Origin of the sequence: Streptomyces sp. NPDC048254 (genome assembly GCF_043201895.1) — a bacterium.
In the GTDB taxonomy this organism is placed as follows: domain Bacteria; phylum Actinomycetota; class Actinomycetes; order Streptomycetales; family Streptomycetaceae; genus Streptomyces.
Window position 1 is genome coordinate 288595 of sequence record NZ_JBICZJ010000005.1, and the last position, 26171, is coordinate 314765.

Here is a 26171-nt window from a genome sequence, read left to right on the forward strand (position 1 = left end):
GCGCGCGCGTGGCTGGGACACGCCTACGGCCGCACGCGCGCGTGCCCTACGTCTCCTCGTCCGTGTCGTCCTCCCGGAGGTCCGACACGCGCTCCAGCAGGATCGCCTCCCAGGCGCGCCGGAGTTGGGTGCGCAGCAGGGGCAGCGGGCTGTCGTCGCGGCCTTCGAGGCGGTCGGTGAGGCGGATGACGGTGTCGCAGCGGGCGAGCCACAGGCCGCGCAGGCAGGGGCGGGCGCCGTAGCCGGCGAGGGTGGCCGCGCGGACGGCCGCGCCGGAGCCGACCGCGAGGGCGAGCCCGGCGATGTCCTCGGCGGGGTCGCCCACCGCCGCCTCGGTCCAGTCGAGGACCCCGCGCACCCTGCCGTCGGCGCTGACCACCAGGTGCTCGCCCTTGAGGTCGTGGTGGACCAGCACGGCCGTACCGGCCTGGGCGGCGAGCTGGGCGGCGCCCGGTGAGGTGAAGTGCAGCAGGGGTGCGGGGTCGAACTCGTCGGCGACTGCCAGGCGTTCGGCGGCGGGCACGGCCATCCGGCGCAGCGCCTCCAGGGAGCGCGGCGGGGTGCGCGGCACGCCGAGCGTCTCGGCCTGCCGTACCGGCACCTCGCGCAGCCCGGTGAGCAGCCCGGCCAGATCGGCCTCGCCGACCGCGGAGACGTCGTGCTCCTCGGCCGTACCCCCGGGAATCGCGGTGTCCAGCGTGTAGGTCAGTCCCGGCGCCCACTCCCCGTGCGTGACGCCGGCCGGGACGGCGACGGGCAGGTGCGGGCGCACCAGGTCGCGCAGGCGCAGTTCGCGGCGCTGGCGCGCGGCGGCCTCGCGGTCGGGAGCGAGGCGCAGCACATAACGCGTGCCGACCCACCAGGTGGAGTGCTCACCGCCCGCCGCGACGGGCCGGATGTCGGGGCCCGGGGTTCCGGTCGCGCTCTCTTTGAGCAGCGAACGGACCAGTCGGCGGACGGTGTCCGCGGTGGGTGTCGGTGCCTGGGTCATGGATCGCGCCGTCGCCGTTCGGGGTGGGGTAGGGCGAGAGGATACGCCCGGGGCCGGGTCGGTCAGCCCACTATGACCATCTCGCGGGTGGTGTTGTTGAAACGAAGCCCGCCCTCCTCGGTCACCGTGACGATGTCCTCGATCCGCACTCCGAAGCGGCCGGGCAGATAGATGCCGGGCTCCACGGAGAAGCACATCCCGGGCACCAGCGGCTGCTCCTCGCCCTCGATCATGTACGGCGGCTCGTGCGTGGTGACGCCGATGCCGTGGCCGGTGCGGTGGATGAAGTACTCGCCGTACCCGGCGTCGGTGATGACGGCGCGGGCGGCCCGGTCGACCTCCTGGCAGGCTGCACCGGGGCGTACGGCCCAAAAGCCGGCCTCCTGGGCGGCGCGCACGATGTCGTGCACCTCGCGTTCCTCGGCGGTCGGCGGGCCCACGTGCACCGTTCGGGTGGTGTCGGAGCCGTAGCCGTCCTTGAGGCCGCCGAAGTCGAGGACGACCATGTCGCCGTCCTGGATGACGCGGTCGCCGACCTCGTGGTGCGGGTTGGCGCCGTTGGGTCCTGAGCCGACGATGGTGAAGTCGACCTGGTCGTGGCCGAAGCGGCGCAGCAGGTCGGCGAGGTCGTGGCCGACGTCGGACTCGCGGCGGCCGGCGAAGGGAACCTTCCGGATCTCCTCGAACGTGGCGTCGGCAGCCGCCCCGGCGGCGGCGAGGAGTTCGAGCTCGGCCGCGTCCTTCACGGCGCGGAGCATGGGCAGCGCGTCGGTGAGGGAGGCGTAGGAGGTGTCGGGGAGGGTCTTCTGCAGGCCCAGCAGGTGCATGGCCCAGGCGTTGTCGCTGATCCCGAACCGGCCGTCCTTGGCGAGCAGGCCGGCGGTGACGGCGTAGGGGTCGATGCCGTCGGTCCAGTCCCGCAGGGTCAGGGCGGCCGAGCCGTCGGCCTTCTCGGCGTCTGGGGCCTCCAGGGTGGGGACGACCAGCACGGGGTCCTTGCCGGGGGTCAGGACGAGGAGGGTGAGCCGTTCGGTGACCGCGGTGGGGGTGTAGCCGGTGAGCCACACCATGTCGGGGCCCGGGGCGATCAGGAGGCCGGCGAGTCCGGCGTCGGCCGCGGTGTGCGCCGCGCGCGTCATGCGGAACCTGTAGTCGTCGGCGGTGAAGGGCGCGCCGGGTGCGGTGCCGGTCATCCAGGGCCTCCTTGCGCGGGTGAGGGGGCAGTAGTGGCCTCGGCATGCATCCTGCCGGGTGCGGCGTGGCCGCGCGAGCCGGTTTGGGCAGAGCCGCCGTCGTGGGTCGCGGTGGTGCCGCCGGTGCGGGTGTTCTCAGGTGACGACGCCCGGCACCACCGTCAGCTGCTGGTAGCCCCCGCTCTCGTGGCGCACCGTGAGCCTGGCCTCCTTGCCCGGGCTGGCCTCGGTCACCGCTCGGACCAGGTCGGCGGCGCTGTCGATGCGCCGGTCGCCGAGCTGGAGCAGTACGTCGCCCCGGACCAGCCCCGCGGTATAGCCCGGCCCCGGCACATGGACGCCCACCACCACCGCGCCCACCTTCTCGGCGTCCACGGCCTCCACACCCAGGGTCGCGACGGCCGTCCGCGAGGGGCCGGCGGTGGCGGACGGAGTGGGCCGGGTCGGCGTCGGTGGGGTGTGGCGCTGCAGTTCGGCCAGTCTGCTCATGCCGATCACCGTGGCGCCGACGGTGCCGATGCCGACCCCGCACAGCACCAGGACCGTGCCGACGATCAGGCCGAAGAGCAGGGACCTGATCCGCCGGCCGCGCCGGCGCGCGGCGTGCGGGTGCCGGGCCGGGCCGGGTTCGGGGTCGTCCCGGCGTTCCTGACCCGGGTTCGGCTTGGGACGCAAAGCGGTCTGTTCCATGGTTCGCCTCCAGCCGCAGCTCTACCCGGCGCACGCGGGCGCGACGAGACACGAACGAGTGAGACTGCTCCTGGGTCAGGGGCGGGAAGTCTCAGCTCCCACCTGCACCTTGGGCCGCGCCGGGAAGGCTTGCCGCCAGGTCCGCCGCCGCCCCTGCGGGTGTCCCGCCGTACACCAGTTCCACCCGGTGGACGAGCCGGAGCGCGGTGACCGGGATGTCGTCACGGGTACGGCCGGGCGCGCCGGGGTCCTGTTCGAGGGCGGCGATCTGCTGGGATACGTGGCGTCAGCCCACGGGGAGCGCCGGGGCGAACGGTGGGCGGTCCGGCAGGAAGCCGTGGGCCCGGCGGGCCAGGTGGTCCGCCTTGTAGCGGTCGACCCGTTGGTGCCAGTTCAGGATTCCGGCCATCCAGTTCTGCAGATCGCGGACATAGCCGTCCATGGCCGCACGGGCCTCGGCCGACAGCGCGAAGTCGTCGTACACGACCGGGAGTTCATTGCCGACGACATGCTCGAACTGCTGCATCCGCTGGGTCATCAGGTCGTGCACGACCCGGAGCGCGGTCGGGTAGTCGACGCCGAAGAAGTTCTGGACGACGAGGATCGCGTTGTGGAACTCGCCCTCGTACTGGATCTCCTTCTGGTAGGAGAAGACGTCGTTGACGAGCATGCCGTAGTCGATGGCGGCGTTCTCCAGGGAGCGGACCGGGCCGCTGCGGTAGACCTCCGCGGGGATCGCGGGGCCCTGGCCGCGGCGGGCCAGGCTCAGGGTGAGGTCGGAGCCGAAGGTGGCCCGGCGCATCTCCAGGAAGTCGACGGGGTCGGGGATGCGGTGCTGGAGCTGGTTGGACATCTCCCAGAGCCAGCTCTCGGTCATGCTGTCGACGGACTGCCGGAGAGCGAGCCGGTCTTCGGGGTTCATCCCGGCGGTCGTGCGGGCCCACAGGTCGATCAGGCCGCGCTCCATGCCGGTGGCCGGCACGGGGACGGGCTCGTCGGCGAGGGGCATGCAGGCGGAGAGCCGGGCCGTCGCGAGCCGGGCGCCGGCCAGGTCCCGCCGGGTGCCGAAGACCAGGGGGTAGTAGTCGTCCGCGTAGGTGCCCCAGGCCAGCCAGTGGGCGCTGAGGTCGAGTTCCTCGGGGGTGGCGTCCGGGTCGAGGCCGGCGGCGCAGAGCACCAGGTCGGAGGCGGCGAGTTTGTCCTCGTCCCAGACGCCCTCGGCGAGCATGCCGGTGCCGTGCATCCAGGCGGTCAGCCGGGGGCGGGCGGCGTCGAGGTGCGGGCAGAGCTCGACCTCGTAGGGCATGTGGAAGTCGGGCAGGAGGGAGGGCCCGACCTGCTGGAAGGGCACATGGGAGTAGGCCCGCAAGCGCTCCGCGGCGGCCGCGGCGAGCAGCGCCCCGACGTCGGCGGCGGAGGTGCCGGGCCCGGTGAGGTGCTGCCAGGGGGAGGACCGGGTGGTGCCCTGGTTCATGTAGCGGCTGGACCGCAGGTGCCATTCGTGGCCGCCGGACTGCCAGTCCTGCAGCCCCTTGGTGTAGGCGGCGATCGCGGCTCCCTGGTCGGGGGTGAGGCCCTTCTCGGCGGCCAGGGCGGGCACCTCGGTGAGGGCGGTGTGCTCGAACTGGTGCAGGCGGGAGGTGAGGATGTCGTTGACCGTGTCGGCGGCCTCCTGGGTGGTGCAGTCGAAGAAGGTCTCCAGGACCAGCACGCCGTTGCTGTTCTCGCCCTCGTCCTCCACCTCGCGCTGGTAGGAGAACAGGTCGTTGCGCAGGTGGACGGCGTCGGCGAAGGTCTCCATCAGCACCCGCAGCGGCCGCGTCCCGGCGGCGGCCGCGGGCACCTCGGCCGTCGCGTACTCGACGAGCCCGGCCGACCAGGGGGCGCCGCCGACCTTGCGGCGCATCTCGATGTACTCGACGGGGTTGGCGATCCGCCCCTCGTTGATGTTGGCCAGCTCCCACATCGACTCGTTCAGCAGATGCTCGGTGGCGACCGAGAAGCGGCGGCGCCAGTCGACCGACATCGACGGCACCGTGCGCGCCCACAGGTCGGCGAGGCCCGCCTCGACCGGGTTCTGCGGCTCCGGCACGGGCGTCGCGGGGTCGAGCGGCATGAACAGCGGGAGCCGGTCGAGATGGGCCTTGCCGGCGGCGCGGTCCTGGGTGCGCTTGTACATGTCGAGGAAGTGGTCGTCGAAGAAGAACACCCACACGTACCAGTCGGTGATCAGCGACAGGGCGGGGCCGTCACAGTCCGGGTGGGTGTAGCTGCACAGCAGGCCGTAGTCGTGCGCCTCCAGGTCGGCCTGCGTCCAGATCCCGGAACCCTCCAGCATGCCCATCCCACGGGCCCACTCGGTGGAATGGGCCCGGGCCTCCTCCAGGTGCGGGTTGAGCCGCGCGGGATACGGCATGTAGAAGTGCGGGAGTTCGAACGGCTGCGTCATGGCCGGGGCCCTACCCGTGGGCTCCAACGCCCATCCACCGCAGGGCACATGATCACACCATCGCGTGAACCGGTGCGGAATCCGGGAACTTCGACAGACCCGTGTGGCGTCCGCCGGTCACTCCTCGCGCCCCGGCCCGGCCGGCGGGCTCAACCGGCGGCCGCGCCGAACCACTTGGGCAGCACACCGGACAACTCCCGCTGGTCCTCGCCGGCCCACACCACATGGCCGTCCGGCCGCAGCAGCACGGCGGGCACGTCCAGTTCCTCGCCGACGTCGACGACGTGGTCGACCCGGTCGGCCCAGCCCACCGCCGAGAGCCGGCCGGTCTGGTCGAGCAGCAGTCCCCGGCCGCCGTGCATCAGCGAGTAGAGACGCCCCCGCTTCAGCTGGATGTCCCGGAGCCGCCGGCCGAGGAGCTCGTGCCCCTCGCCGAAGTCGTAGCGGACGGAGACCGCGGAGATCTTCTCGATGAGATACCGGTTCACCTCTTCGAAGCCCATCAGTTCCGTCACCAGCCGGCGCACCGCCCGCGCACCCGGTTCGGCGGACAGCAGTTCGGTCTGCGCACGGGTGTTGTCGAGCACGGCGGCGGCCACCGGGCGCCGTTCGCCGTGGTAGCTGTCCAGCAGCCCCTCCGGCGCCCAGCCACGCACCTCGGCGGCCAGTTTCCAGCCGAGGTTGAACGCGTCCTGGACACCGAGGTTGAGCCCCTGACCGCCGGTCGGCGGGTGGATGTGCGCCGCGTCACCGGCCAGCAGCACCCGGCCGTCCCGGTAGCGCTCGGCCAGCCGGGTGGCGTCGCCGAAGCGGGAGATCCAGCGCGGGGAGTGCACCCCGAGGTCGGTACCGGCGAACTCCCGCAGCCGCTGCCTGAACTCCTCAAGGGTCGGCGGGACCCTGCGCCGCTCGGACACCTCCGCCGCGGGCACGATGACGCGGTACACGCCGTTCTCGCGGGGCATGACACCGAACCGCACAGTGGTCCGGCGGACTTCGGCCACCACGGCGGCCAGTTCCGCCGGCGGCAGGCCCACCTCCAGCTCGGCCAGCCAGGTCTCGCTCCGGGCCGGTTCGCCGGGGAAGCCGACGCCGAGCAGCCCGCGCACCGTGCTGCGGCCGCCGTCGCAGCCGACGAGGTACCGCGCGCGCAGCCGCCCTCCCGCGTCTGTGGGGGTGCCCGCATCGGCGAGTTCGACGGTCACCCCGTCCTCGTCCTGGCTCAGTCCGGCCAGTTCACAGCCGCGCCGGATCTCGGCGCCGAGTTGCCCGGCGTGTTCGGCCAGCAGACGCTCGGTGGTGGTCTGCGGAATGCCGAGGACATAGGAGTGCGCGGTGTCCAGCCGGTCGGGCCACGGCGCGGGAATGCCGGCGAAGAAACCGGGGGCCGCGAACTTCTGGCCGAGCGCGAGAAAACGCTCCAGCAATCCGCGCTGGTCCAATACCTCGACGCTGCGCGCATGCAGGCCGAGCGCGCGGGACTGGCCGGTCGGCACCGCCTCCTTCTCCAGCACGAGCACCCGCACACCGTGCAGCCGCAGTTCGCTCGCCAGCATCAGTCCCGTGGGCCCGCCGCCGGCAATGATCACATCGAGCATCAAAATCCCCCATAGAAAAAGAAAGGCACGCACACGTCACGGATCACTGATTTCCGCAGGTACGGGCTTCGGCCCGAGATTCTGCAACACCGACCGGGCCTTGCCGCAAGGCCCCCCGTGCGCTATACGTTGAGAGTGGCAAGGAGCGGAAGAACTCCTTGTCTCTGCTTTTCTGCCGGTGCTTTCCGCCGGTCGCTTCCGCGGCCCGCTCCGGACGGGCGTCCTCCCCCGAAGGTTTCACAGGGCATCCTTTAGGCTGCCGCTGTTGGTCCATTCGCCGGATCAACGGATCAGGGGGCGGGGGCCGATGAACAACGCGACCGGGGTGTTCCAACCACTGCAGGCGGACGATCCGCCGATGGTGGCCGGTTACCGTCTCGCCGCGCGGCTCGGCGCGGGCGGCATGGGCCGGGTCTATCTGTCGCACACACGAGGCGGCCGGCCGGTGGCGATCAAGGTGGTGCGGCCGGAGCTGGCCGACGATCCGGACTTCCGGCGCCGGTTCCGCAGGGAGATCACCGCGGCCCGCCGGGTCCGGGGCGCGTACACCGCCGAACTCATCGACGCCGACGCGGACGGCGTACCGCCCTGGCTGGCCACGCTGTACGTGCCCGGGCCCGCCCTCTCCGACGTCGTCGCGCGGCGCGGACCGCTGCCGCAGCCGGCAGTGCTGTGGCTGATGGCGGGGGTGGCCGAGGCGCTCCAGGCCATCCATGGCGCGGGCATCGTGCACCGGGATCTGAAGCCGTCGAACGTGCTGCTGGCCTCGGACGGCCCGCGCGTGATCGACTTCGGTATCTCGCTGGCCGCCGACGCCACCTTCCACACCGCGACGGGCACCGCCATCGGCACGCCCTCGTTCATGGCACCCGAACAGGCGTCCGGGGGCGAGGTCACCCCGGCGACCGATGTCTTCGCACTCGGCCAGACGGCGGCGTTCGCAGCGCTCGGCGAGCCGCTGTACGGAGACGGCCCGGCGGTCAACGTGCTGTACCGGATCGTGCACGCGAAGCCCGATCTCAGCCTGCTGCCCGAGGAGCTGCGTCCGCTGATCGCCCGCTGTCTGGACGCCGATCCGGAGCGGCGGGCCACCCTGGCGGAGATCGTCGAGTGGTGCCGGGTGCGGCTGGGACCGGACGCCGACGCGGGCGCGGGGCCGGCCGTGTGGCAGGAGCTGACCGGCCCGGAGGTGACGGTTCCGGCGCCGGTCGCCGACCCCACCTGGGCCTACCCGGTCCCGCCGGGCACGAGGCCGCTGCCGACGCCGCCGGCGGGGCAGCCGATGAGCCGCCGCCGTAAGGCGCTGATAGCGGCCGCCGCCGTGACGTCGGTCGTGCTGATGATGACGGCCGTGGTGCTGATCGTCAGGGACACGGACAGGTGGGTCCGCCAGCGGGTCGAGGCGGAGTCCTCGTCCAGCACATCGGGTTCGACGGTGTCCGGCAAGGGCGGCGCCGTCTCCTCGGGCGGTACGGCCCGGGCGTCGTCGTCCCCGAGCGCGTCACCGTCGCCGCACACGGTGACCTACCCCTTCCCCGGCGAGTTTCTCGACGAGAAGAACTCCCTCGACATCGATGCGCAGGCCGAGCGCAAGGACCGCAAGGGCGACGTCCGCTTCGGGTGCGCCAAGGACGGCTGCTCGCTGGAGAGCCGGACCAGCGTGCTCGTCGACGTGCTGGGAGACCCGCGCGGCTCCCTGGAGGTGTGCCGTCAACTGCTCGGCGACGCCACCAGCCACAGCATCCCGCTGGCCGCGGTGGCGGCCGGAAGCGAGATCTGCGCCAAGGACCGCGACGGCGACATCGCCCTGTTCGTGGTCCAGGTGAAGTCGGACGCGCTGCCGGACAGCGGGGGCAGCTTCCTGATGGCGGACCTGACGGTCTGGCAGACGGGCTAGGCCCGGTCCCCCTGCCGGCTGGTCCCCCACTTCGTCAACGGCATCAAGTCGCCGCCGATGTCCCCGCGTTGACCTGGATCAGGGCGTGGGTGCCGGCCGTGCGCCAGCGCTGCCCCTCGGCCGCGTCCAGGGCCGCCTCGGTGTCCGCCGCCAGGCCGGTGATCACGTCGGACTTGAGGGTGCGCAACGCGGCCACCGGACCCGGGAACCAGGCGGTGACCTCGGCGAAGGGGGTGGTCGGCGGCCAGAGCCGATCGCCCACGAGGCGGCGGTAGTTGAGGTCGCCCTTGAAGATCGTGAGGGCGGCGGAGGCGAACTCGGCGCGCAGGTCCCCGGGCATCTCGGTGTACGGCAGCGGGGCGCAGGAGAAGGGGTGGGCGCGCACGGTGAGCCGGCCGTCCGACAGCGCCGACCAGAGGATGCGGCCGTACCCGGCGGCCGCACCGGGCGCGGCGGTGAGCCTGCGCAGGGCGTCGAGCACGTCGGCGGTCGTGGCGTCGGAGACGTAGTAGGGGTACGGCTTGATGTGCAGGACCGCGTCCGCGATGCGCCCGGTGTCCAGGAGGTGGGCGATCAGCAGCAGGTCGGGGACGAGTTCACGGCCCGCGTTGTCGGCGACGAGGCACAGGGTGCCGCCCCGGAGCAGCCGCCACAGGTCGGCGCTGTCGTCGGCGACCAGGGCGGAGACGGCCTCGCCGGACTCGGCGGAGAGGCGGAATCCCAGGTCGGCGCGGTTGCCCCAGAGGGAGCCGTGCAGCAGGGCCTGGTCCGGGTCGCCGCCGAGGTCGTCCAGCGCGGCCAGTTCCTCGTCGGTCTCCTTGGCGTCCAGCTCGGCGAGCTTGAACGGGCGGAACGGGTCGATGCCCTGCCAGGGGCCGGGGCCGAAGTAGCCGACGGCGTCCAGGAGCCGGCGGTAGAAGTAGCTCTCGGACCACAGCCACGGCACGTCGAACCAGGACCGGCCGGCGTAGGTGTCCAGGCCCCAGTCGCGCCAGCCGCTCGCGTCGCCGGGCAGGGGTTCGATGACGCCTTCGGTGCAGTTGTGCAGCAGCGCGTCGAGGGCACGGTGCTGTTCGGGGCCGTACGGGAAGGCGTCGCGCACCTGGCGGATGATCGCGGGGTGCCGTTCGGCCAGCACGCTGTGCGGGAACGGGCCGGTGGAGCCGAGGATCACGGGTGCGGCGGCGGAGTCGGGCATGGGCGTCACGCTATCGCGCGGGATGCCCGGCTCCGCCGAACCGGCGGTGCCGGTCACGCCGTTCTGATCTCGCGCTCCAGCTGGGTGGCGAGGGTCATGTAACGGGCGCGACGGTGCACCGGGACCAGGCCACGGATCATCAGGTACCACATCTCCGCGACCCTGCGCGGCAGTCGTCCCACCGGCTCCAGGTTGCGGCCGGCCACCCGGGTGCCGACGAAGAAGCAGACCAGTGAGTGGGCGACCGCGCCGATGTCGATGTCCGGGTGGACGTCGGACTCCTTGACCGCGCCCTGGAGTTTGCGCGTGGCGAACTCCAGGCCCTCCGTGAACGGATGCCGCAGCGGCGGCCGTACGGTGACGTCCGCGGTGGCGAGGCGCAGTCCGGCGCGCGGGATCGGGCCGTCGACGGAGAGCCGGGCGATCGCGAACGTGGTGCGCATCAGGGCCTCCAGCGAGGAGTACCCCCGGCTGTCCAACTCCTTCACCAACTGGCTGGAGGTGCGGGACTGGAGCTCCATGATGGCGTGCGCCAGGTCCTCCTTGGCGGCGAAGTGGAAGTAGAGCGCCCCCTTGGTGACCTTCGCGTGTTCGACGATCTCACTCAGACTGGTGGATTCATAGCCACGCCGGTCGAAGAGGTCGGCGGCGGCCGTGATGATCGTGGCACGGGTCTGCTCCGCGCGTAACTGCCTCGCCATCGACTCAACACTCCTCACGGCTCCAAACCGACGGGGCATGCGGTTTGTTTTTTACCCCGTGCACACGATAGCTCACCGTGCGGGAACAGGAGGCAACCTGTGCGGACCTGGTGACGGACACGTGCAAGTCGTGGGCGCGGCCTCGCGATCGGCGGCCACACTGCACAAACGCACGAGACCAGAACGCGCCACTCCCTCGTGTCGGTGCCGGTTTCCGAAGGCGATGCGGGCGGCCGGGCGCACATCGCGATCACCACGATACGAGCCGGACGGTTGGTTCTCAATGACGCCCGCGCAGTCCGCAAATGGGACGACCCGGTCGGCGCCCCACACACCGCCCTGCCCTGTGATCAACCGCAGTGAACAGTACGCGCCCGCATCCCGTACTCACCTCAGCAGACCCCGTACCCGCGCCTGCCTAGGAGACGTCCCGATGACCCGGACGACCGCCCGTCTGACGGGAGCCGCCGTCGCGGCTCCGCTGCTGCTCCTGTCGTGGGCGGCGGGCTCCGCCCAGGCGCACGGCGCACCCACCGACCCGGTCAGCCGGGTCTACGCCTGCTCCCCCAGCGGCGGCAGCGCGGCCACGGGGGCCTGCAAGGCGGCGATCGCGGCGAGCGGGCAGAACTTCGTGGCGTGGGACAACCTGCGGGTGGCGGGGGTCAACGGCCGTGACCGGCAGGTGATTCCGGACGGCAGGTTGTGCAGCGGCAACCTCCCGGCGTACAAGGGGCTCGACCTGGCGCGCGCGGACTGGCCCGCGACCCGGCTGACCCCGGGCGCCCGGATGACGATGACGTACGCCTCGACGATCGCGCACGCCGGCACGTTCAAGCTGTACCTGACGCGGCAGGGGTACGACCCGACGAAGCCGCTGACGTGGTCCGAGCTGCCCGCGCAGCCGTTCGCCGAGTTCAAGGACCCGGCGCTGACGAACGGGGCGTACCACTTCACAGCGAAGCTGCCGGCCGACCGGACGGGCCGTCAGATGCTGTACACGATCTGGCAGAACAGCAGCACGACGGACACCTACTACTCGTGTTCCGACGTGGTGTTCACGGCGAAGAAGGGCAGTGGGACGACGGCGAGCGCGCGGCCGCGGGCGAGTGCCACGCCGACTCCGAGCGCCTCCCAGAGCCCGACTCCCACCGCTTCGAAGAGTGTTGCCGTCCCGACTCGGCAGACGGCGGCGGCCCCGGTCTCCCCAAAGACCGGAACCACCGCCGCCGACAGCACTCCGGTGGCCTCCGACACGAGCTCGGGTTCGGGCCCGTCGGCGCCACTGCTGGCGGGCGGCGCCGCCGCGGTGCTGGTGCTCACCGGGGGCGCCGCCCTTGCGTTGCGTCTGCGTCGACGCTAACAGCCTGTGTAAAACGGTCAGTTGACGAAGACGGCGGCGCCGTTGTCGCTGACCGGGGCGTACTTGGCGGTGAAGTAGCCGGCGGAGGGGCAGAGGATGGAGCCGGAGGACTTCGTGAACGCCTGGCTGCTGAAGGCGAGGCTGTTGTCGCTGTTGGAGCTCGTACCGGACAGGCTCGGGGCCTGGTAGACGCAGGTGATGCTGCCCAGCAGGGTGGTCAGCTTCACCGTGGTCTGGATGGTCGAGCCGCTCGGCGGGGTGACCGCGACCGTGCCGTCCGAGGAGACCGCGGTGGTGTACGGCAGGTTGTCGACCGTGATGCTGGTGACGCCGGTCACGCCGGTCACGTTGCTGGTGCAGCTGCTGAAGGTCTGCGCCGTGGCCGACTCGGTGGCGGTGCCGGAGGCGGCCGGGTTGTCGGTGACCGTCGCGGTGAAGGTCGAGGCCGCACAGGTGATGCCGCTGGTGCTGGTGGCGCTGGAGTAGAGGGTGGCGGTGGTGCCGCTGGCCAGCGACGCGCTGAGGGTGTCGCCGACCGCGACGGCGGTGCCGCCGGCGCTGCCGGTGGTGAGCACGGCGCCGTCGGCGGAGGCGGGCACGGTGGCCGCGACCGAGAGGGCGACGACGGTACCGGCGAGGGCGAGGAGGGATCGCGTACGCATGCGGGTTGCCTCTTTCCTTGGGGGACTTGCGTGAGGTGGGGAGAGGTGGGGTTCAGGGCGGGCGCGTATGCGCCGCCAGCCGTTGCCGGCCCGTGACGCCTTCTCCGTACGTGACGGACCGACAACGGCAGCCGTGCCGGACACCGGCCGAAAGCCTGGGGGGGTTAGGCCTCCGGCCGGGCCGGTTGTGGGCGTTCGGGCACGGCCCCTGGGGGGAAGCGACCGTGCCGACGCCATGAGCGGAGCGGTGATCGAAGAGGCCGGGAAGCGGCCGATGCCGCTCGGCGGATCCGGCGCCACGGATCCGAAAGAGACCAGGGAGAGTTGTAGACCTGATCAACCGTCAACGTCAAGGCCGATCAAGGGAGTTGGCAAACCGATCAAGGGAATACGAGGTCGGAACACAATTGACGCATATTCAACACCCTTTTTTCACAACTGCCTTGACCCCTTAAAGTAACCGCCGGTAACTTGCGGCATGGCTACTGCTGCGTAACGAGAAAGCCCTTGCGTCCGCCGGGAGTTGTGAGGAGGCGTGCGCGGCAGCCGCTGTCCGCGCCAGGACAACGTGCCACTGAAGCCCAACCCGCGTGACTTGATGCATGGGAGCAGACATGGCCTCGTCCCCGGACGTTCCGTCCGCCGACAACACGCCTGAGAACCCGGGAAGCGGTTCTCTTTCCGACACACCAGACACCGCCGGGGACACCGGAGGGGGACAGAGACGGGGACGGGTCCGCGGGCGCCGTGCCGCCATGATGGCCATCCCGGCCACCCTGGCCGTCGCCGGCCTCGCGGTCCTGACCGCCCAGGGGGCGCTGGGGGTGACGCTCTACATCTCCGGCATGCCCTTCACGGTCACCGCCAAGTCGCTGGACGGTACCGGCTTCGAGCAGTTCGGCGGGCTCGACACCATGGCCGACGGCAGCCCGAACGCCGGTGACACCGGCGGCCAGGTACTGGTCGTCACCTCCGCGATCAAGAAGGCGACTCTGGACAGCCTGTGCCAGAGCGTCGACCTGGGCGGCACCAACCTGCTCATCAAGGCGGGCAGCGGCTCGTCGAAGGTGCAGGCGACCGATCTGACCACCGACTCGACCCTGCTGACGGGCGACGCGTCCTTCAACAACATCGAGATCGGCAACGACGCGAGCACCCTCACCAAGGCCGGAGTCAAGGGACCTCTGGGCGTCTTCAGCCAGCAGGCCGACACCGTGCACATCGACAACCTGCGGCAGACGAACTACAAGACCACCGCTGGGACGTTCACGCTTCCCGGCCTGAAGCTCAGCTTCAGCGACACGGGTTGCTGATGTCCGGCACAGACACTCCACATGAGGGGTGGCGGCCCGCCTTCCGCGGTTGGCGGGCCCGTCGGCCGTTCTGGGGCGCGCTGCTGCTGACCCTGGGGGGCGGGTGGATCCTGCTCACCGAGAAGGCCTCGCTGAAGGTCGTCATACATGTCGGCATGCAGGGCGTGGCGGGCTATCTGCTGCCGGTGGTGATGGTGGTGTGCGGCCTGCTGGCCCTCTTCAGCCCCTCGCAGCGACTCTTCTACTCCGTCGTCGGGATCCTGTGCTCCCTGGGCAGCTGGGTCACCTCCAACCTGGGCGGTTTCTTCGTCGGCCTCGCCCTCGGGGCCGTCGGCAGCTGCATGATCTTCGGCTGGCTGCCGGACCAGGAGCCGCGCGTGAGCCGACGGCAGCGGAAGAAAAAGGCGCGGGCGACGGACGCCGTGCAGGCGCAGTGAACGTGTGAAAGGCAGCCTCCGCACCCTCTCCGCCGACCGGCGGCGGGGGTACGGAGGCTGCCTTTTGTGCGCAGCGACCTACCTGGACTCGACACCGGTCGAGGATGGGATGGGCATCATCCAGCTGCACAGGTGATGCCCGAGCCCACTCGCCTCGATCACTGCTGTGCCGGCACGAGGGTGTGACGCTCCGGCCAGGCCGGCAGCCAGTCCACGGCAATCCGTCCGGTGAGTGCCTGGCGCAGCCATTCCAGCAGCGTCAGATCCGACTCGTACCAATCCGCCCAGTTGCGCCGGAAGGCCGCGACGGTCCACCGGCCGTCACCCCGGTCGACCAGGAACAGCTGGTCGCCCTCGACCGTGTTCCCCCACAGCAGCATGCCGCCTTTTGTGGGGAGCACCTCCCCCGGCACGAAGGGGCTGCGCTCCATTCTCGGCCCCATCCTCGCGGCGTACGACTGAAGCGTCCGTGGGCCGCAGACAAAGAGGAAGTCCGAGATCGTTGCGTCCCCGTAGGTACGACCGAAGTCCACGTACTCCTCGGGAAGCGCCACCCCCCATTCCCGCTGCAGGGCGTCGAAGGTACCGGCAGCCCGTTGCGGAGGCAGGCCGAGAACGGGGGTGAGGACATCTACGGCTGACACGGCAATGGCCTTTCTCTGTGCGTCTCTCTGTGCGTCTCTCTGTACATCTACGTGCAACGGGCACCGCCCGTGGGCGTGTTCTCGATGACACACTCCAGGTCGGTGGTGCCGAAGGCGACGAAGTGCACCTCGGTCGGAATCGGCGAGGACGGATTTCCGTACACCGGTGTCACTTCCACGAACTCGTGCCCGCCTCCCCGGATGGCTTTCAGCACAGGAGCCTCCGCATAGTCGAACATGTCCTGGTTGGCGGTCTGGTACATGGGGACGAAGTTCCGGGTGTCCTTGTTGGACCCGCCGAACGCGTACCCGATGAGATGTCCTCTGGCGCGGTTGTCGCTCGGCAGGGTCGTCAGTCCCGGCAGCCCGAACCTGAGGTTCGGTCTCGGTGGTGGTGTGTAGTCGGACTTGTCGAGGTTGGCGAACGCTCCGGTGGCCACGCACTCACCCGCCTGCAGATGGCGTGGCAGGTAGACGATGTTGCCCTTGCTGTTGAATCCCGCCCCTGTGTCACAGCGGTCGTCGCGCCTGGTGCCGGTGCCGTCGCCCAGTCCGCCGCTGTCGGCCGTGGCGGTGCCGGTGTCCTCCGCCGCGGACGAGCTGGTCGCGTCGTGCGCCGCCGCGGCGGCCGGGTCCTCGTCCGGGGTGGTGCCGATGACCGGGGTGGTGTTGATGCCGCCGAGGTTCTGGTTCTTGGGGCGGGTGGGGACGCCGTGGGCGCCGCAGTCGTCGGCCGCCGAGGCGGCCAGGACGAGACCGAAGAGGAGTTCCTCCGCACTGGCGGAAGCGAGTTCCTCCCAGATGACGTCGCCGACCGCTTCCAGTCCCCCGGCGGCGGCACCCCCGCTCGCGGAGCTCGCGGCGCCGTAGCCGTAGGACAGCGCCCCTCCGAGAGCGACTCCGTAGTACAGGGACGAGTTACCCCCGGACGAGCCGTGCGAGCCGTAGGAACCGGACGAGTTGCCGTACGAGACGTCGTACGAGTCCGAGCCCGAACCGTGGCCGCCCGAATGACCCGACGGCTCCCAGTTCATGGCGTCGTTGAACTCGTTCTCGAACTGCCGCTCCTGCTCGGCGATCTGCTGCTGAAGGGCCTGCGCGTCGGCCTTGTTGCGGGCCATCTCACGGGCGTTCTCGCGCTCCCAGGCCCTGTGCTGGTCCTGGGAGTACTTCTCCATCCGGTCCCAGGCGCCCGCCTGCCACTGCTTGAGCCAGGCCTGCTGCGCCTCGTAGGCCTCCTCCTGGGCCTTGATGTCGTCGCTGGTGCAGGCGTCGTGACCGGAGGTGTCGGTGGCGTCGAGCGGGTCGTCGTTGCCGTACGCGTACGGGTTGGCGTTGACGGCCGGGGTGGGCGGGTTGCTCACCGTGTCGGCGCTGGTGAAGTCGCCGTTGGCCGGGTTGTACCAGCGGGCGGCGGCGTTGACGTAGCCCGTCCCCGGGTCGGTCCAGCCGGACTGGAAGCCGAGGTCGGTCCCGCTGCCGCTGGTGGCGGTGGGCGTGCCGTAGGGGTCGTAGGCGGTGGAGCCGGTGAGCGCCGAGCCGGTGGCGGTGAAGGTGGCGGTCACGTCGTCATGCGCGTCGGTCAGGGCCAGCCGTGCGGAGGTGCCGTCCGCCGCGCTCACCGCCAGCAGGCCGTCGTCCGCGCCGCGGGCGAAGTCCTGGGTGCCGTCGGACACGGCGTTGTTCGTGCCGTCGGTGTAGCTGAAGGTGTGCGTGGAGCCGCCGGAGGTGGCTGTGGCCGGCCGGCCCAGGCCGTCGTAGGTGTAGCCGCCGCCCGCGCTGGTGGCGGTCAACTGGTCGAAGGCGTCGGAGGTGTACGTGGTGGTGGAGCCGCCCGAGGTGACGCTCGACGTCGTGCCCCGCGCGGTGTAGCCGTACGTCGTGGTGTTCGAGCCGGACGTGACGGACGTCAGTTCGTTGCGGGCGTTGTACATGGCCGTGCTCGAACCGGCGCTGGTGCGGTTGCCGTTGGCGTCGTAGCCGTAGGCGGTGGTCGAGGAGCCGGTGGTGGCGGACTTCAGGCGGCCCGCGTAGTCGTAGTCGTAGGTGCTGGTGCCGGAGCCCGCCGTGCCGGTGGTGGTCCGGGTGGCCATCTGGCCGTCGGGGTTGTACGTGTACGCCACCGACGCCTCCGTCGTCCCGGAGGGGGTCTTCAGGACGTCGGAGGTGAGCTGGTGCAGCGCGTTGTAGTCGTAGCCGCGGGTGGCGCCGTTCGTGCCGTAGGCGACGGTCTTGGGCTGCCCGAGCTTGGTGTAGGTCAGGGTCGCCGTGGTGCCGGTCAGCGAGTCGGTCTCGCTGTTGACCCGCTCGTCGGCGTCGTAGCCGAAGGCGGCGGTGCCGGTGGCGTCGGTGCGGCTGCTGATTCCGCCGTTGGCGTCGTAGGCGTAGTTCGCCGTGCCGCTGGGACCGCTCAGGGTGAGGACGAGTCCTCGGTCGTCGTAGGCGAACGTGTCCGTGCCGGTCGGTGCGGAGACGGAGGTGAGGCGGCCGTCGCCGTCATAGCCGAAGGCACGGCTCGCGGTGGTGCCTTCGGCGCCGCTGCCGGCCTCCGCCGTCAGCATGCCGTTGTCGTCGTAGGACTCGGTGAGCTTGACCCCGCCGGGGCGGGTGATGGTGTGCTCGTGGCCGTCGGCGTCGTAGGAGAACGTCGTGGTGCGGTCGGCGGCCGAGGTGAGACCGGTGACGCTGGGGGCGACGCTGGTCTCCTGCCCGCCCAGCGCGTTGTAGGTGTAGTAGGTCGCGTTCTTGTCGGCGTCGGTGTAACGGGTCTCGTTGCCCGCGGCGTCGTAACCGAAGGAGGTCGTGATCGAGGTGGTGGCGTCGACCGGCTGGGTCTGGCCGGAGATCCGGTTCAGGGCGTCGTAGGTGGTGGTGCTGGTGTGCTGCCGGGGGTCGGTGGCGGAGGTCTGGTTGCCCGCGGCGTCGTAGCCGTACGAGGTCGAGGCGAGGGTGACGCCGTTCGCGTCGAGCTGCACCATGGAGACCAGCCGCTCGGCCTGGTCGTAGCTCTCGGTGGCGGCCGTGGAGTCGGCTGCCGTGGTTCTGACGACCTGGCCGGCGACGTCATAGGTGTACGAGGTGGTGTTGCCCAGCGGGTCCGTGGCGGTGCTGATCTCGCCGAGGGCGTCGTAGCCCGCGGTCGCGGTGTTGTGGAGCGGGTCCTCGATCGAGGTGAGGTCGCCCAGGCCGTCGTAGCCGTACTTCGTGGTGTAGGCCGCCGGGGCGGGCCTGCGCTCCACCTGGGTGCTGGTGGCCTCGCGGCCGAGCGCGTCGTACGTCGCCTCGGTCCTGGCGCCGGTCGGGTCGGTGGTGTTGAGGACCTCGCCGTCGGTGTCGTAGCCGACGTGGGTGACCAGGCCGCCGGGCAGGGTCTGCTGGACGCGGTCGCCGAGCTGGTCGTAGACGTACGACGCCGTGTGGTTCAGCGGGTCGGTCTCGGTGTGTACCTGGCCGAGCGCGTCGTACGTGTACGAGGTGGTCGGGGTGACCGTGCCGGAGCCGTCCGGCGGGGTGTACGCCGGCTGGGAGACGGCCTGGACACGGCCGTCGAGGTCGTAGGTGGTGGTGACGATGTTCCCGTCGGCGTCGTCGGTCTCGACCGGTTCGCCGAAGGTGTCGTAGCCCGACGTCGCGACGGCCACGGTCTGCTGGGCCGCGCCCCCGCCGGTCTCGGTGCTGACGGGCGGCGAGGAGGTGGTGGTGAGCCGGCCGTCCTCGTCGTAGGCGTAGGTGGTGGTGTACGCGGACGCGGTGGCGCCGGAGGCGTTGCCGCGTGCGTCGGTCATCGTGACCGGCAGGCCCCGCTGGTCATAGGTCCAGGTGGTGGTCAGCGGCGCGGAGCCCGCGGTGCCGGCCGAGGTGTGCAGCGTGGCGACCTCGGCGGCGGACAGGACGCGGTTGTACGTCTGGACCTTGCTGACCGAGCCGTTGAAGTACTGGGCGGCGGCGCCTGCCGTGTATCCCCGGCCGATGACGAAGGGCCCGGAGCTCGCGATGGGCGTGGTGTCCGTCGCCGTGTTCTGGGCGGTGCCGTTGACGTAGAGCGTCATCTTGCCGCTGCTCGCGTCGTACGTGCCGACCAGGTGGGTCCAGGTGTTGAGGGTGGGGGCGGCGGTGGAGGTGGCGCCCGCGAGGGTCGGGGACGCGACGTCGGTGGTGGCCCGGTCGAACGCCCACCGGCCCGCGGTCGGGTTGTAGTCGAGCGAGAACCCGGCGGCCTGGGTGCCCTGCTGGGCCAGGACCGTCTGCCAGGTGCCGGTCGGGGTGGTGGTGATCTTCGCCCAGGCGGACACCGAGAAGCTCTTGGCGGTGTCGACCACCGGGCCGCCGGTGGCGATCTGCCCGGCGCCGGCGAAGACGGCGGAGCCGCTGTTCTCCGTCGACCAGCTCGTCGAGGCGTTCAGCGTGCCGGGGTTCCCGGCGCCGGAGTGGTCGCCGGCGGACGGGTTCTCACCGTCGTCCAGCTTCCACCAGCCCGCCGCGCCCACCGTGACCGGGGACTCGCCGGTGGTGGTGGACGAGGAGTAGAGCTGGCCGATCTCGACGGGCTTGAGTTCGCGCCCGTAGAGCTGGACGTCCCGGACCCGGCCCGCGAACCAGTTGACCGAGGCGCCGGCCGCCTTGCCCCGGCCGATCGCCACGCCCACCGTGCTGGCCATCGGCGTGGGGTCGGTCACCAGCGTGCAGTTGAGGCAGTTGCCGCTGACCTCGACGTCGTTGACGTACAGGCTCAGGTTCCCGAGCGCGTCCATGACGCCGACCAGGTGGGTCCAGGTGCCGGCGGTGGCGGGAGTGGGGTCGCTGGCCACGTAGTTGGTGGCCGTGGTGGTGTCGTTGCTCGCCCGGACGAAGGCCCAGGACTTCGTGGTGTGGTTGTACTCGAGCTGGAAGGCGCTGTTCTGGGCGCCCTGCTGGCTGACGACCGTGAAGTCCTTCGTGGTGCTGGTGGCGCTCAGGTAGGCCCACGCCGAGACGGAGAAGCCCTTGGTGGTGTCGACGACGGGTGTGCCGCTGGTGAGGACGGCGCCGGAAGTGCCGTTGAACGACGTGTAGTTGCTGCCGGGCGGCCCCCAGGAGGTACCGGTGGACGGCGTGCCGGTGAAGCCGTTGCCGGAGGAGTCGGCGGCGGTGACCGCGCCCTCGTCGAGCGGCCAGTAGCCGGTCGGTCCCGTGGTGTCGGTCCGTACGGACTGGGCGGTCCGGTTCCCGGCGGCGTCGTAGGAGTAGCCGATCTGCCGGGTCTGGCCGCCGCCGGTGAGGATGCGGGACAGGACGTTGTCGTCCGGGTCGAAGGTGTTGACGGTGATCCGGTTGACGCCGGACGGGTCGGCCACGGTCCTGGTGGTCCGGTCGGCGGCGTCCACGGTGTACTGGGTCTGTTTGAGGCAGGCGGTTCCGGACCAGACGTCGCACTCCCACGTCATGTTGCCGGCGGCGTCGTAGTCGTAGGCCTTGGTGGTGGTTGCGACGGCGGTGCCGGAGGCGTCGGTCTGGGACTGGAGCAGGTTGTCGTCGAAGTAGCTGTAGGCGGTGGTCCGGCCCATGGAGTCGGTGACGGACGCGAGCCGCCCCGCCGGGTCGTAGGCCCGGGACTCCACGACGAGGTCGGTCGGGTCGGAGGGGGCGGTCGGGTCGCCGGTCCAGCCGAGCAGGGTGGCGGTGAGCAGCTGACCGGTCGCCGAGTAGGCGTAGCGGTAGGCGGTGCCGGCCGGGTTCGTCTCGGTCGTCTTCCGGCCGAAGCTGTCGTACGTGTACCCGGTGACCTGGCCGGCCGGGTCGGTGACGGTCTTGACGCGGTCGTTGTCGTCGTACCCGTAGGCGGTGGCGCGGGTGGCGTCGTGGCCGGTGGTGTCGGCGGTCGACGTGCCGGTCAGGTCGCCGTCCGCGTCGTACGTGTAGGTCGTCTTCGGGGTGTGGGTGACGCCCCGGACCGCGTCGGTGGTCGCCGGACCGGTCTCGGTGAGGGTCCGGCCCAGCGGGTCGTAGGTGTACTTGGTCTGCACGCCACCGGTCGGCGGGCCGGCGGAAGGGAACGTCACCGGGTAGGTGTCGGAGCCGGCCACCTTGGTGGTGAGGTGGCCGAGGGCGTCGTGCAGGTAGTAGGTGATCCGGCCGGACGGGTCCGTCTCGCTGCAGACCTGTCCGAGGTCGTCGGTGCCGCAGTAGTGGTAGCGGGTGACCTTGCCGCTCGGGTCGGTGATCGTGGCGAGCATCCCGTACACCTCGGTGTACGGGACGCCGTAGCCGTCCGTGAAGGTCTCGTTGTCGTTGTAGTACGTGTACCTGGTCGTCCGGCCGCCCGGGTGGTCCGATGTCGGAGGCGTGGTGACGGTGGCCAGGGCGCCGAACGGGGTGTAGGTGTAGGCCGTCCGGTAGGCCGGGTTGGCGGTGCCGGTCGCGCCGGAGCGGGCGTCGGCCGCGTAGAGGACCTTGCCGTTCAGCGGGTCCATCGGGTCGGCGGCGTTGGTGTGGTAGCTGAAGTACGAGGTCTGGCAGGAGTTCGCCTGACGGCAGGTCGTCGTCGCCAGGACGTTGCCGTACGCGTCGTGCTGACGGCTGGTGGAGTGCCCGTCGGGGTCGGTGACGGCGTCCTGGAAGCCGAGGGAGTCGTAGGCGTACGTCGTCCGGCCGCCGCCCGCGTCGGTGATGGCGGTGGTGCGGTTTCCGTTCGACGGGTCGAAGGCGTACGTCTCGGTGTGCTGCGCGGGGTCGGTGACCGTCAGCGTGGTCGACGGCATGAGCAGGGTGGCCGAGCCCTTGGCCTTGTACAGCCCGAGCGCGGCTTCCACGCTGCTCTGGCCGAGGTCGGTCTGGTAGACGCCGACCTGGCCGATCTCGCCGTTGAAGTAGCCCTGCGCGTTGGCGGGCGGCTTCGGCCAGGAGCCGGCGACGTATCCGGCGCCGACGCTCACCGTGGTCTCGCCCCAGGTCTTCACCTGGCCCGCGATGGTCTTGCCGGTGCGCGTGGCCTGGCTCTGTCCGTCGAGCCACAGGGTCTGGCCGGTGCCGCTCGCGGTCATCACGACCATGTGCCAGTTGCCGTCGTTGACCGCCGCCTTGGAGGCCATCGGGGAGAGGCTGCCGTCCCAGAACTGGCCGTGCAGCAGGCCGTCCGTGCCGATGTAGAGGGCCGGGGTGTAGCTGGTGGGCACCGAGCCGATCGGGGCGTTCTGGTACGAGAGGAGGACGCCGCCCGCCTGCTTGGTGTTGAACCAGAGGGCGACGGAGGCGTTTCCGCTGCTGTCGTCGAGGGCTCCGGCGGGCAGGGACAGGGAGGAGTCGGTGCCGTTGAAGCCGGCCGCGGAGTCCCCGCCGGGGCCGAAGATACCGGGTTCGCCGAGCATGACGTCGTTGTAGATGCCGTCGGACGCGCCGCCGGCCGGGAGGTCGACGCCGTACTGGTCGGCGGCGGTGAGGCCGGCCGACTCGGTCATCGGGTAGTCGTGGGCGGGCCGCGTGCCGCGGACGGCGCCGTAGTAGTAGTCGTTGCTGCCGGTGGTGACCGGGGTGGCCAACTGGTAGGTGCCGCCGTCGGCGTCGGTGACCGTGGACGCGCGGTCGGTCAGCGCGTCGTAGCCGACGGCGAGCGCGGTCTTCCCGGAGGGCAGGGTGGTGCCGGTCAGTTCGCGGGCGGCGAGGGTGGCGGAGGCGTACTCCTGCTGCACGGCGGGCAGGCCGAGCGGGTGCTGGAGGAAGGAGACGTCCTCGATCTGGCCGTTGAACCAGCCCAGGGCGTTGGCCGAGGGGATCGACGGCCAGGAGCCAGCGAGTTCGCCCGCGCCGACGGTGGTGTAGGGCCAGGCTCCGAAGCTGATGGTGCTGCCGGTGAGGGTGGCGACCTTGGTGCCGTCCAGATACAGGGTCTGGTCGGTACGGGCGCCGGACAGCACCGCGTAGTGCCACTTGCCGTCGTTCACGGCGTTGGGCGAGGCCATCGGCGCCGCGTGCCCGTTCCAGAACTCGGCGTGGAGCTTGCCGTCGGTGCCGATGTACATCGAGGGGACGTAGCCGGAGGTGACGGAGGTACCAGGCTTTCCGCTCTGGTACGAGAAGAGTGTCCCGCCCGCCTGCGTGGTCTTGAACCACATGCCGACCGCGAGGTTGCTGCTGTTGGCCGGCAGGTTGTCGGGCAGTGCCAGGTATGAGCTGGTGCCGTTGAAGGAGGCCGCGGTGGCGGGGGTGCCGGCCAGCGGGCCCGCCTGGCCGAACGTGATGTTGGCTGCGGTGGCGTCGGTGGTGCCCTCGTTGGCGACGACGCCGTCCTTGGCGGTGGCCGAGCCGGCCGCGTCGCCGAGCCGCCAGTAGTCCGTGGGGTTGGAGTCCAGGACCATCGAGGCGAAGTGCGATCCGGAGCCTGCGCCCGAGGTGTAGCTGTAGTGGGTGCAGGCCGTCGCGGTGGTGCTGCTGGTGGCGGGCGGGCAGACCGAGGTGAGGTCGCCGGCGGAGTCGTAGCCGTACGTCCACGGGTTGAGGGTGGTCGCGAACAGGCCCGGCTTGGCGGTGACCTTGTCGACGTGCGGGACGTTCTTGACGGTGCCGTCCGAGGCGGTGACCTGCTGGACGCCCCAGGCGAGCTGGAGCGTGACGGGCATGTCCGCCGAGTTGTGGTCGCCGTCGTTGTATCCGTTGTCCTGGCTCAGGTTGTAGCCGACCCCCGTCGGCTCCTCGGGCTTGATGGTGCTGCCGTCCGGAAGGGTGAGGGTGACGGGCAGCCACTGGACGTCCAGGCCGTGACCATCGCGGTTGCCGTACTGGGTCAGGCCCCAGTAGGTCTGGCCGGTGACCGGATCGGTGTTCTGGTCCTGGAAGAAGTAACGCGTGCCCGACTTCTCCGTCAGCATGAAGCCGGAGGTGCCGTACCCGCCCGCCGGTGCGGACAGGACGGCGTAGTCGCCGGCCGGCGGGCTGTAGGTGCCGTCGCCGTTCGCTCCGAACCGTTCCTGCCGGCCGTCCGCCAGGGTGATCACGACGTTGCCCGAACCGTCCGCGTCCTCGGTGGCCCGCATGTCCAGGAGCGACGACCAGCCGGCGCCGAACGCCTTGAAGACACCGGGGTCGAGGCTGTTGTACGTCCGCTGGACGCTGAGCGTCGGGCTGTCGGACGGGCCCGGAACGGTCGCGTCGGTGGTCTGCGTCGAGTAGTCGCCCAGCTGCGGGTCGACGCCCTTGACGGTGGCGTCGTACGGGGCCGCGCCGAGATGCGCGGTGACCAGCGGCTGGGGCGCGGCCGGAATGGTGAAGTAGTCGGGCGCGGACCACAGCGAGGCGGCGTTGCCGTCGCTGACCTGTGCGGTCCAGTAGAACGTCTTGCCGTAGGCGAGCTTGCCCGACGGGACGGTCCACACCGGTGTGGTCAGCGAACCCGAGGAGGCCAGCGCGGTCGTCGAGCCGTTGGCGTAGACGTTGAACGAGTAACTGAGCGCGGTGCCCGGGTAGTTGTCCGGGTCGTGCGCGGTCACGGCCAGCGTCGGGGTGAGGCTGAACACCGAGCCGTTGTTGCCCGGGGTGAACGTGTCGACGATCGGCGGGTTGTTGACCACCGGCAGGGAGTAACAGGTCTGCGGGACCCCGTAGGTGGAGAAGAGCGTCCCGTTGTAGGACATGTCCCAGCAGATCAGGTAGGTCTGCCCGGCGGTGAGCGCGGGGATCGACGCGGTGACGGTGACCGGTTTGTTGGGTGCGACGGTGGACGGCATGACGGCCGGGGTCGCGGCGGGGCTGGTGAGCAGGGTGCGGGTGGTGCCGGAGACCGTGTAGAGCTGGTACGAGAGCTTGTAGCCGTTGGTCGGGGTCCAGGTGGCCGTACCGCGGTTCTGCACGGTGACCTTGCCCCAGCCGGGCTGGTTGTTCCACGGCGAGGCGTAGCTCACCTCGGAGTAGGAGGCTCCGGCGCCGTTGGGGGTGTACTCGATCGCCAGGTAGGGGTCGTCGGCGTAGAACTCCTTGGCCGCGGCGGCGGTACTGGCCGCGGTGAGCGCGAGCCCGTAGTTCGGCGCCCAGCCGTGGGCCCAGTTCATGACCGTCTTGGTGTCGAGGGAGATGCCCTCCCACTGGCGGCCGTTGGAGCAGTCGGTGCCGGCCGCGAAGGAGGCGCTGCCGGTCTGGGCCCCGTAGGCCGGGCCCGGGTAGGTGTTGATCTTCGCGGGGTCCCAGGAGGCGCTGACCGGGAAGACGTTCACCGCCTGGGCGGAGCACGTGCCGGAGGTGTCCAGGCCGGAGAACTCGGTGTCCAGCCAGAGCGTCGAGTTGACGATGTAGTCGTTGGCGAACTGGGTGCCGAAGCCGCTGAACTGGAGGAACGAGTTGTAGTCGTGGCTCTGGTACTTCCCGACGTACAGCTGCCCGTTGCCGTTGAAGTTCTGGGTGACGCCGGACTCGACGTAGGTCGAGGAGCTGGCGTTGCCCTGCCCGGTCGGGTTGCCCGCGGCGGCCGCCGTCCGGTAGGAGGCCGCGGAGGCCGCTTCCGGGGTGGCGGTGCGGGTGCCGGTGGTGGCGGTGATGCGCGCCCAGGTGCCGTCGGATTTACGGTAGTTGACCGGGTGGGTGTGGATCTGGGCGGTGTAGGTGCCGTCGGCGTTCTTGAAGACGGTCGTGGTGGCGGTGTCGAGCTTGGGCTGCTCCACGCTGGTGGACGCGACAAAGCCCCGAGGCTTCTTCGTCGCCGGTGCGGTGACGGGCTTCGGGGCTTTGCGGATCCGGCTGCCGGAGTTCACCGGGTCGCTCTCGGCGCCGTGGGCCTGGTACGCCCCCACCGCGCCCTTGGCCCGGCCGGGCTCGGAGCTGGGCAGCGCGGTCCCGGCTCTGCTCCTGGTCGCCGAGGCCGGGACCGCGTGCTTCTTGCCTGCCGCGGTGCCGGTCTGCTGTGCCGGGGTGGCGGGGCTGGCCGCCGCTCTCGGTAAGGCCTGGGCGGTCTGGCCGCCCTGTACGCCGATCAGCGCGGCGACCGCCACGAACGCCGTCGCTCTCAGTGCCACCGGCACATGCCGGACGGATCTCCACAAGCGGCCCACTGTTGTTGCCCCCCAGCGATGTACAACAT

At 70.9% G+C, this 26171-nt stretch carries 14 protein-coding genes; 4 read left to right on the forward strand and 10 right to left on the reverse strand.

Annotation, left to right across the window (positions count from 1 at the left end; genetic code table 11):
* Positions 1 to 46: 46 nt before the first annotated feature.
* From ACGFZQ_RS16695 to rox, 5 genes are all read right to left on the reverse strand, one after another.
* Positions 47 to 991, reverse strand: a complete 945-nt coding sequence (locus ACGFZQ_RS16695; RefSeq protein ID WP_351729186.1) for an aminoglycoside phosphotransferase family protein — start codon at positions 989 to 991, stop codon at positions 47 to 49.
* 62 nt (positions 992 to 1053) lie between these two features.
* Positions 1054 to 2184, reverse strand: a complete 1131-nt coding sequence (locus ACGFZQ_RS16700; protein WP_393840998.1) for an aminopeptidase P family protein — start codon at positions 2182 to 2184, stop codon at positions 1054 to 1056.
* Positions 2185 to 2319: 135 nt separating this feature from the next.
* Positions 2320 to 2874 carry a PDZ domain-containing protein gene (locus tag ACGFZQ_RS16705; protein WP_393840999.1) on the reverse strand — a complete coding sequence of 185 codons (555 nt, stop codon included), beginning with the start codon at positions 2872 to 2874 and terminating at the stop codon, positions 2320 to 2322.
* A gap of 286 nt (positions 2875 to 3160) precedes the next feature.
* Positions 3161 to 5323, reverse strand: a complete 2163-nt coding sequence (gene cyc2 / locus ACGFZQ_RS16710; RefSeq protein WP_393841000.1) for a germacradienol/geosmin synthase Cyc2 — start codon at positions 5321 to 5323, stop codon at positions 3161 to 3163.
* A gap of 149 nt (positions 5324 to 5472) precedes the next feature.
* The gene (gene rox, locus ACGFZQ_RS16715) at positions 5473 to 6921 is read right to left on the reverse strand and encodes a rifampin monooxygenase (RefSeq protein WP_393841001.1); all 1449 of its coding nucleotides are present in this window, start codon (positions 6919 to 6921) and stop codon (positions 5473 to 5475) included.
* A gap of 307 nt (positions 6922 to 7228) precedes the next feature.
* On the opposite strand from rox, the gene ACGFZQ_RS16720 reads away from it, so the two are divergent.
* The gene (locus tag ACGFZQ_RS16720) at positions 7229 to 8818 is read left to right on the forward strand and encodes a serine/threonine-protein kinase (RefSeq protein ID WP_393841002.1); all 1590 of its coding nucleotides are present in this window, start codon (positions 7229 to 7231) and stop codon (positions 8816 to 8818) included.
* Positions 8819 to 8861: 43 nt separating this feature from the next.
* Here ACGFZQ_RS16720 and ACGFZQ_RS16725 read toward each other — a convergent pair whose 3' ends face one another.
* Positions 8862 to 10016 carry a damage-control phosphatase ARMT1 family protein gene (locus tag ACGFZQ_RS16725; RefSeq protein ID WP_393841003.1) on the reverse strand — a complete coding sequence of 385 codons (1155 nt, stop codon included), beginning with the start codon at positions 10014 to 10016 and terminating at the stop codon, positions 8862 to 8864.
* A gap of 53 nt (positions 10017 to 10069) precedes the next feature.
* Positions 10070 to 10717, reverse strand: coding sequence for a ScbR family autoregulator-binding transcription factor (locus ACGFZQ_RS16730; RefSeq protein ID WP_351710244.1), 648 nt, complete (start codon positions 10715 to 10717; stop codon positions 10070 to 10072).
* 433 nt (positions 10718 to 11150) lie between these two features.
* Between ACGFZQ_RS16730 and ACGFZQ_RS16735 the strand changes: the two genes are divergently transcribed.
* Positions 11151 to 12077 (forward strand): lytic polysaccharide monooxygenase, encoded by a 927-nt coding sequence (locus ACGFZQ_RS16735; RefSeq protein WP_393841004.1) that lies wholly within the window; start codon positions 11151 to 11153, stop codon positions 12075 to 12077.
* 17 nt (positions 12078 to 12094) lie between these two features.
* Here ACGFZQ_RS16735 and ACGFZQ_RS16740 read toward each other — a convergent pair whose 3' ends face one another.
* Positions 12095 to 12739: a Tat pathway signal sequence domain protein gene (locus ACGFZQ_RS16740; protein WP_382531186.1), complete on the reverse strand. Its 645-nt coding sequence runs from the start codon at positions 12737 to 12739 to the stop codon at positions 12095 to 12097.
* A gap of 614 nt (positions 12740 to 13353) precedes the next feature.
* On the opposite strand from ACGFZQ_RS16740, the gene ACGFZQ_RS16745 reads away from it, so the two are divergent.
* Positions 13354 to 14052 (forward strand): DUF6230 family protein, encoded by a 699-nt coding sequence (locus tag ACGFZQ_RS16745; protein WP_393841005.1) that lies wholly within the window; start codon positions 13354 to 13356, stop codon positions 14050 to 14052.
* The gene (locus tag ACGFZQ_RS16750) at positions 14052 to 14489 is read left to right on the forward strand and encodes a DUF6114 domain-containing protein (RefSeq protein ID WP_393841006.1); all 438 of its coding nucleotides are present in this window, start codon (positions 14052 to 14054) and stop codon (positions 14487 to 14489) included. Before ACGFZQ_RS16745 ends, ACGFZQ_RS16750 begins: the two co-directional genes overlap by 1 nt.
* 158 nt (positions 14490 to 14647) lie before the next feature.
* Here the strand turns inward: ACGFZQ_RS16750 and ACGFZQ_RS16755 are convergent, their stop codons facing one another.
* Both ACGFZQ_RS16755 and ACGFZQ_RS16760 read right to left on the reverse strand, forming a co-directional pair.
* Positions 14648 to 15133, reverse strand: coding sequence for a hypothetical protein (locus ACGFZQ_RS16755; RefSeq protein ID WP_393841007.1), 486 nt, complete (start codon positions 15131 to 15133; stop codon positions 14648 to 14650).
* A gap of 47 nt (positions 15134 to 15180) precedes the next feature.
* Positions 15181 to 26106: a LamG-like jellyroll fold domain-containing protein gene (locus ACGFZQ_RS16760; protein WP_393841008.1), complete on the reverse strand. Its 10926-nt coding sequence runs from the start codon at positions 26104 to 26106 to the stop codon at positions 15181 to 15183.
* Positions 26107 to 26171: the final 65 nt, after the last annotated feature.

Coding starts and splice junctions, on each gene's coding strand:
- ACGFZQ_RS16740 (WP_382531186.1), bottom strand. CDS start 12,739: ATGCGTACGCGATCCCTCCTCGCCCTCGCCGGTACCGTCGTCGCCCTC.
- ACGFZQ_RS16750 (WP_393841006.1), top strand. CDS start 14,052: ATGTCCGGCACAGACACTCCACATGAGGGGTGGCGGCCCGCCTTCCGC.
- ACGFZQ_RS16700 (WP_393840998.1), bottom strand. CDS start 2,184: ATGACCGGCACCGCACCCGGCGCGCCCTTCACCGCCGACGACTACAGG.
- rox (WP_393841001.1), bottom strand. CDS start 6,921: ATGCTCGATGTGATCATTGCCGGCGGCGGGCCCACGGGACTGATGCTG.
- ACGFZQ_RS16720 (WP_393841002.1), top strand. CDS start 7,229: ATGAACAACGCGACCGGGGTGTTCCAACCACTGCAGGCGGACGATCCG.
- ACGFZQ_RS16725 (WP_393841003.1), bottom strand. CDS start 10,016: ATGCCCGACTCCGCCGCCGCACCCGTGATCCTCGGCTCCACCGGCCCG.
- ACGFZQ_RS16735 (WP_393841004.1), top strand. CDS start 11,151: ATGACCCGGACGACCGCCCGTCTGACGGGAGCCGCCGTCGCGGCTCCG.
- ACGFZQ_RS16705 (WP_393840999.1), bottom strand. CDS start 2,874: ATGGAACAGACCGCTTTGCGTCCCAAGCCGAACCCGGGTCAGGAACGC.
- ACGFZQ_RS16695 (WP_351729186.1), bottom strand. CDS start 991: ATGACCCAGGCACCGACACCCACCGCGGACACCGTCCGCCGACTGGTC.
- cyc2 (WP_393841000.1), bottom strand. CDS start 5,323: ATGACGCAGCCGTTCGAACTCCCGCACTTCTACATGCCGTATCCCGCG.
- ACGFZQ_RS16730 (WP_351710244.1), bottom strand. CDS start 10,717: ATGGCGAGGCAGTTACGCGCGGAGCAGACCCGTGCCACGATCATCACG.
- ACGFZQ_RS16745 (WP_393841005.1), top strand. CDS start 13,354: ATGGCCTCGTCCCCGGACGTTCCGTCCGCCGACAACACGCCTGAGAAC.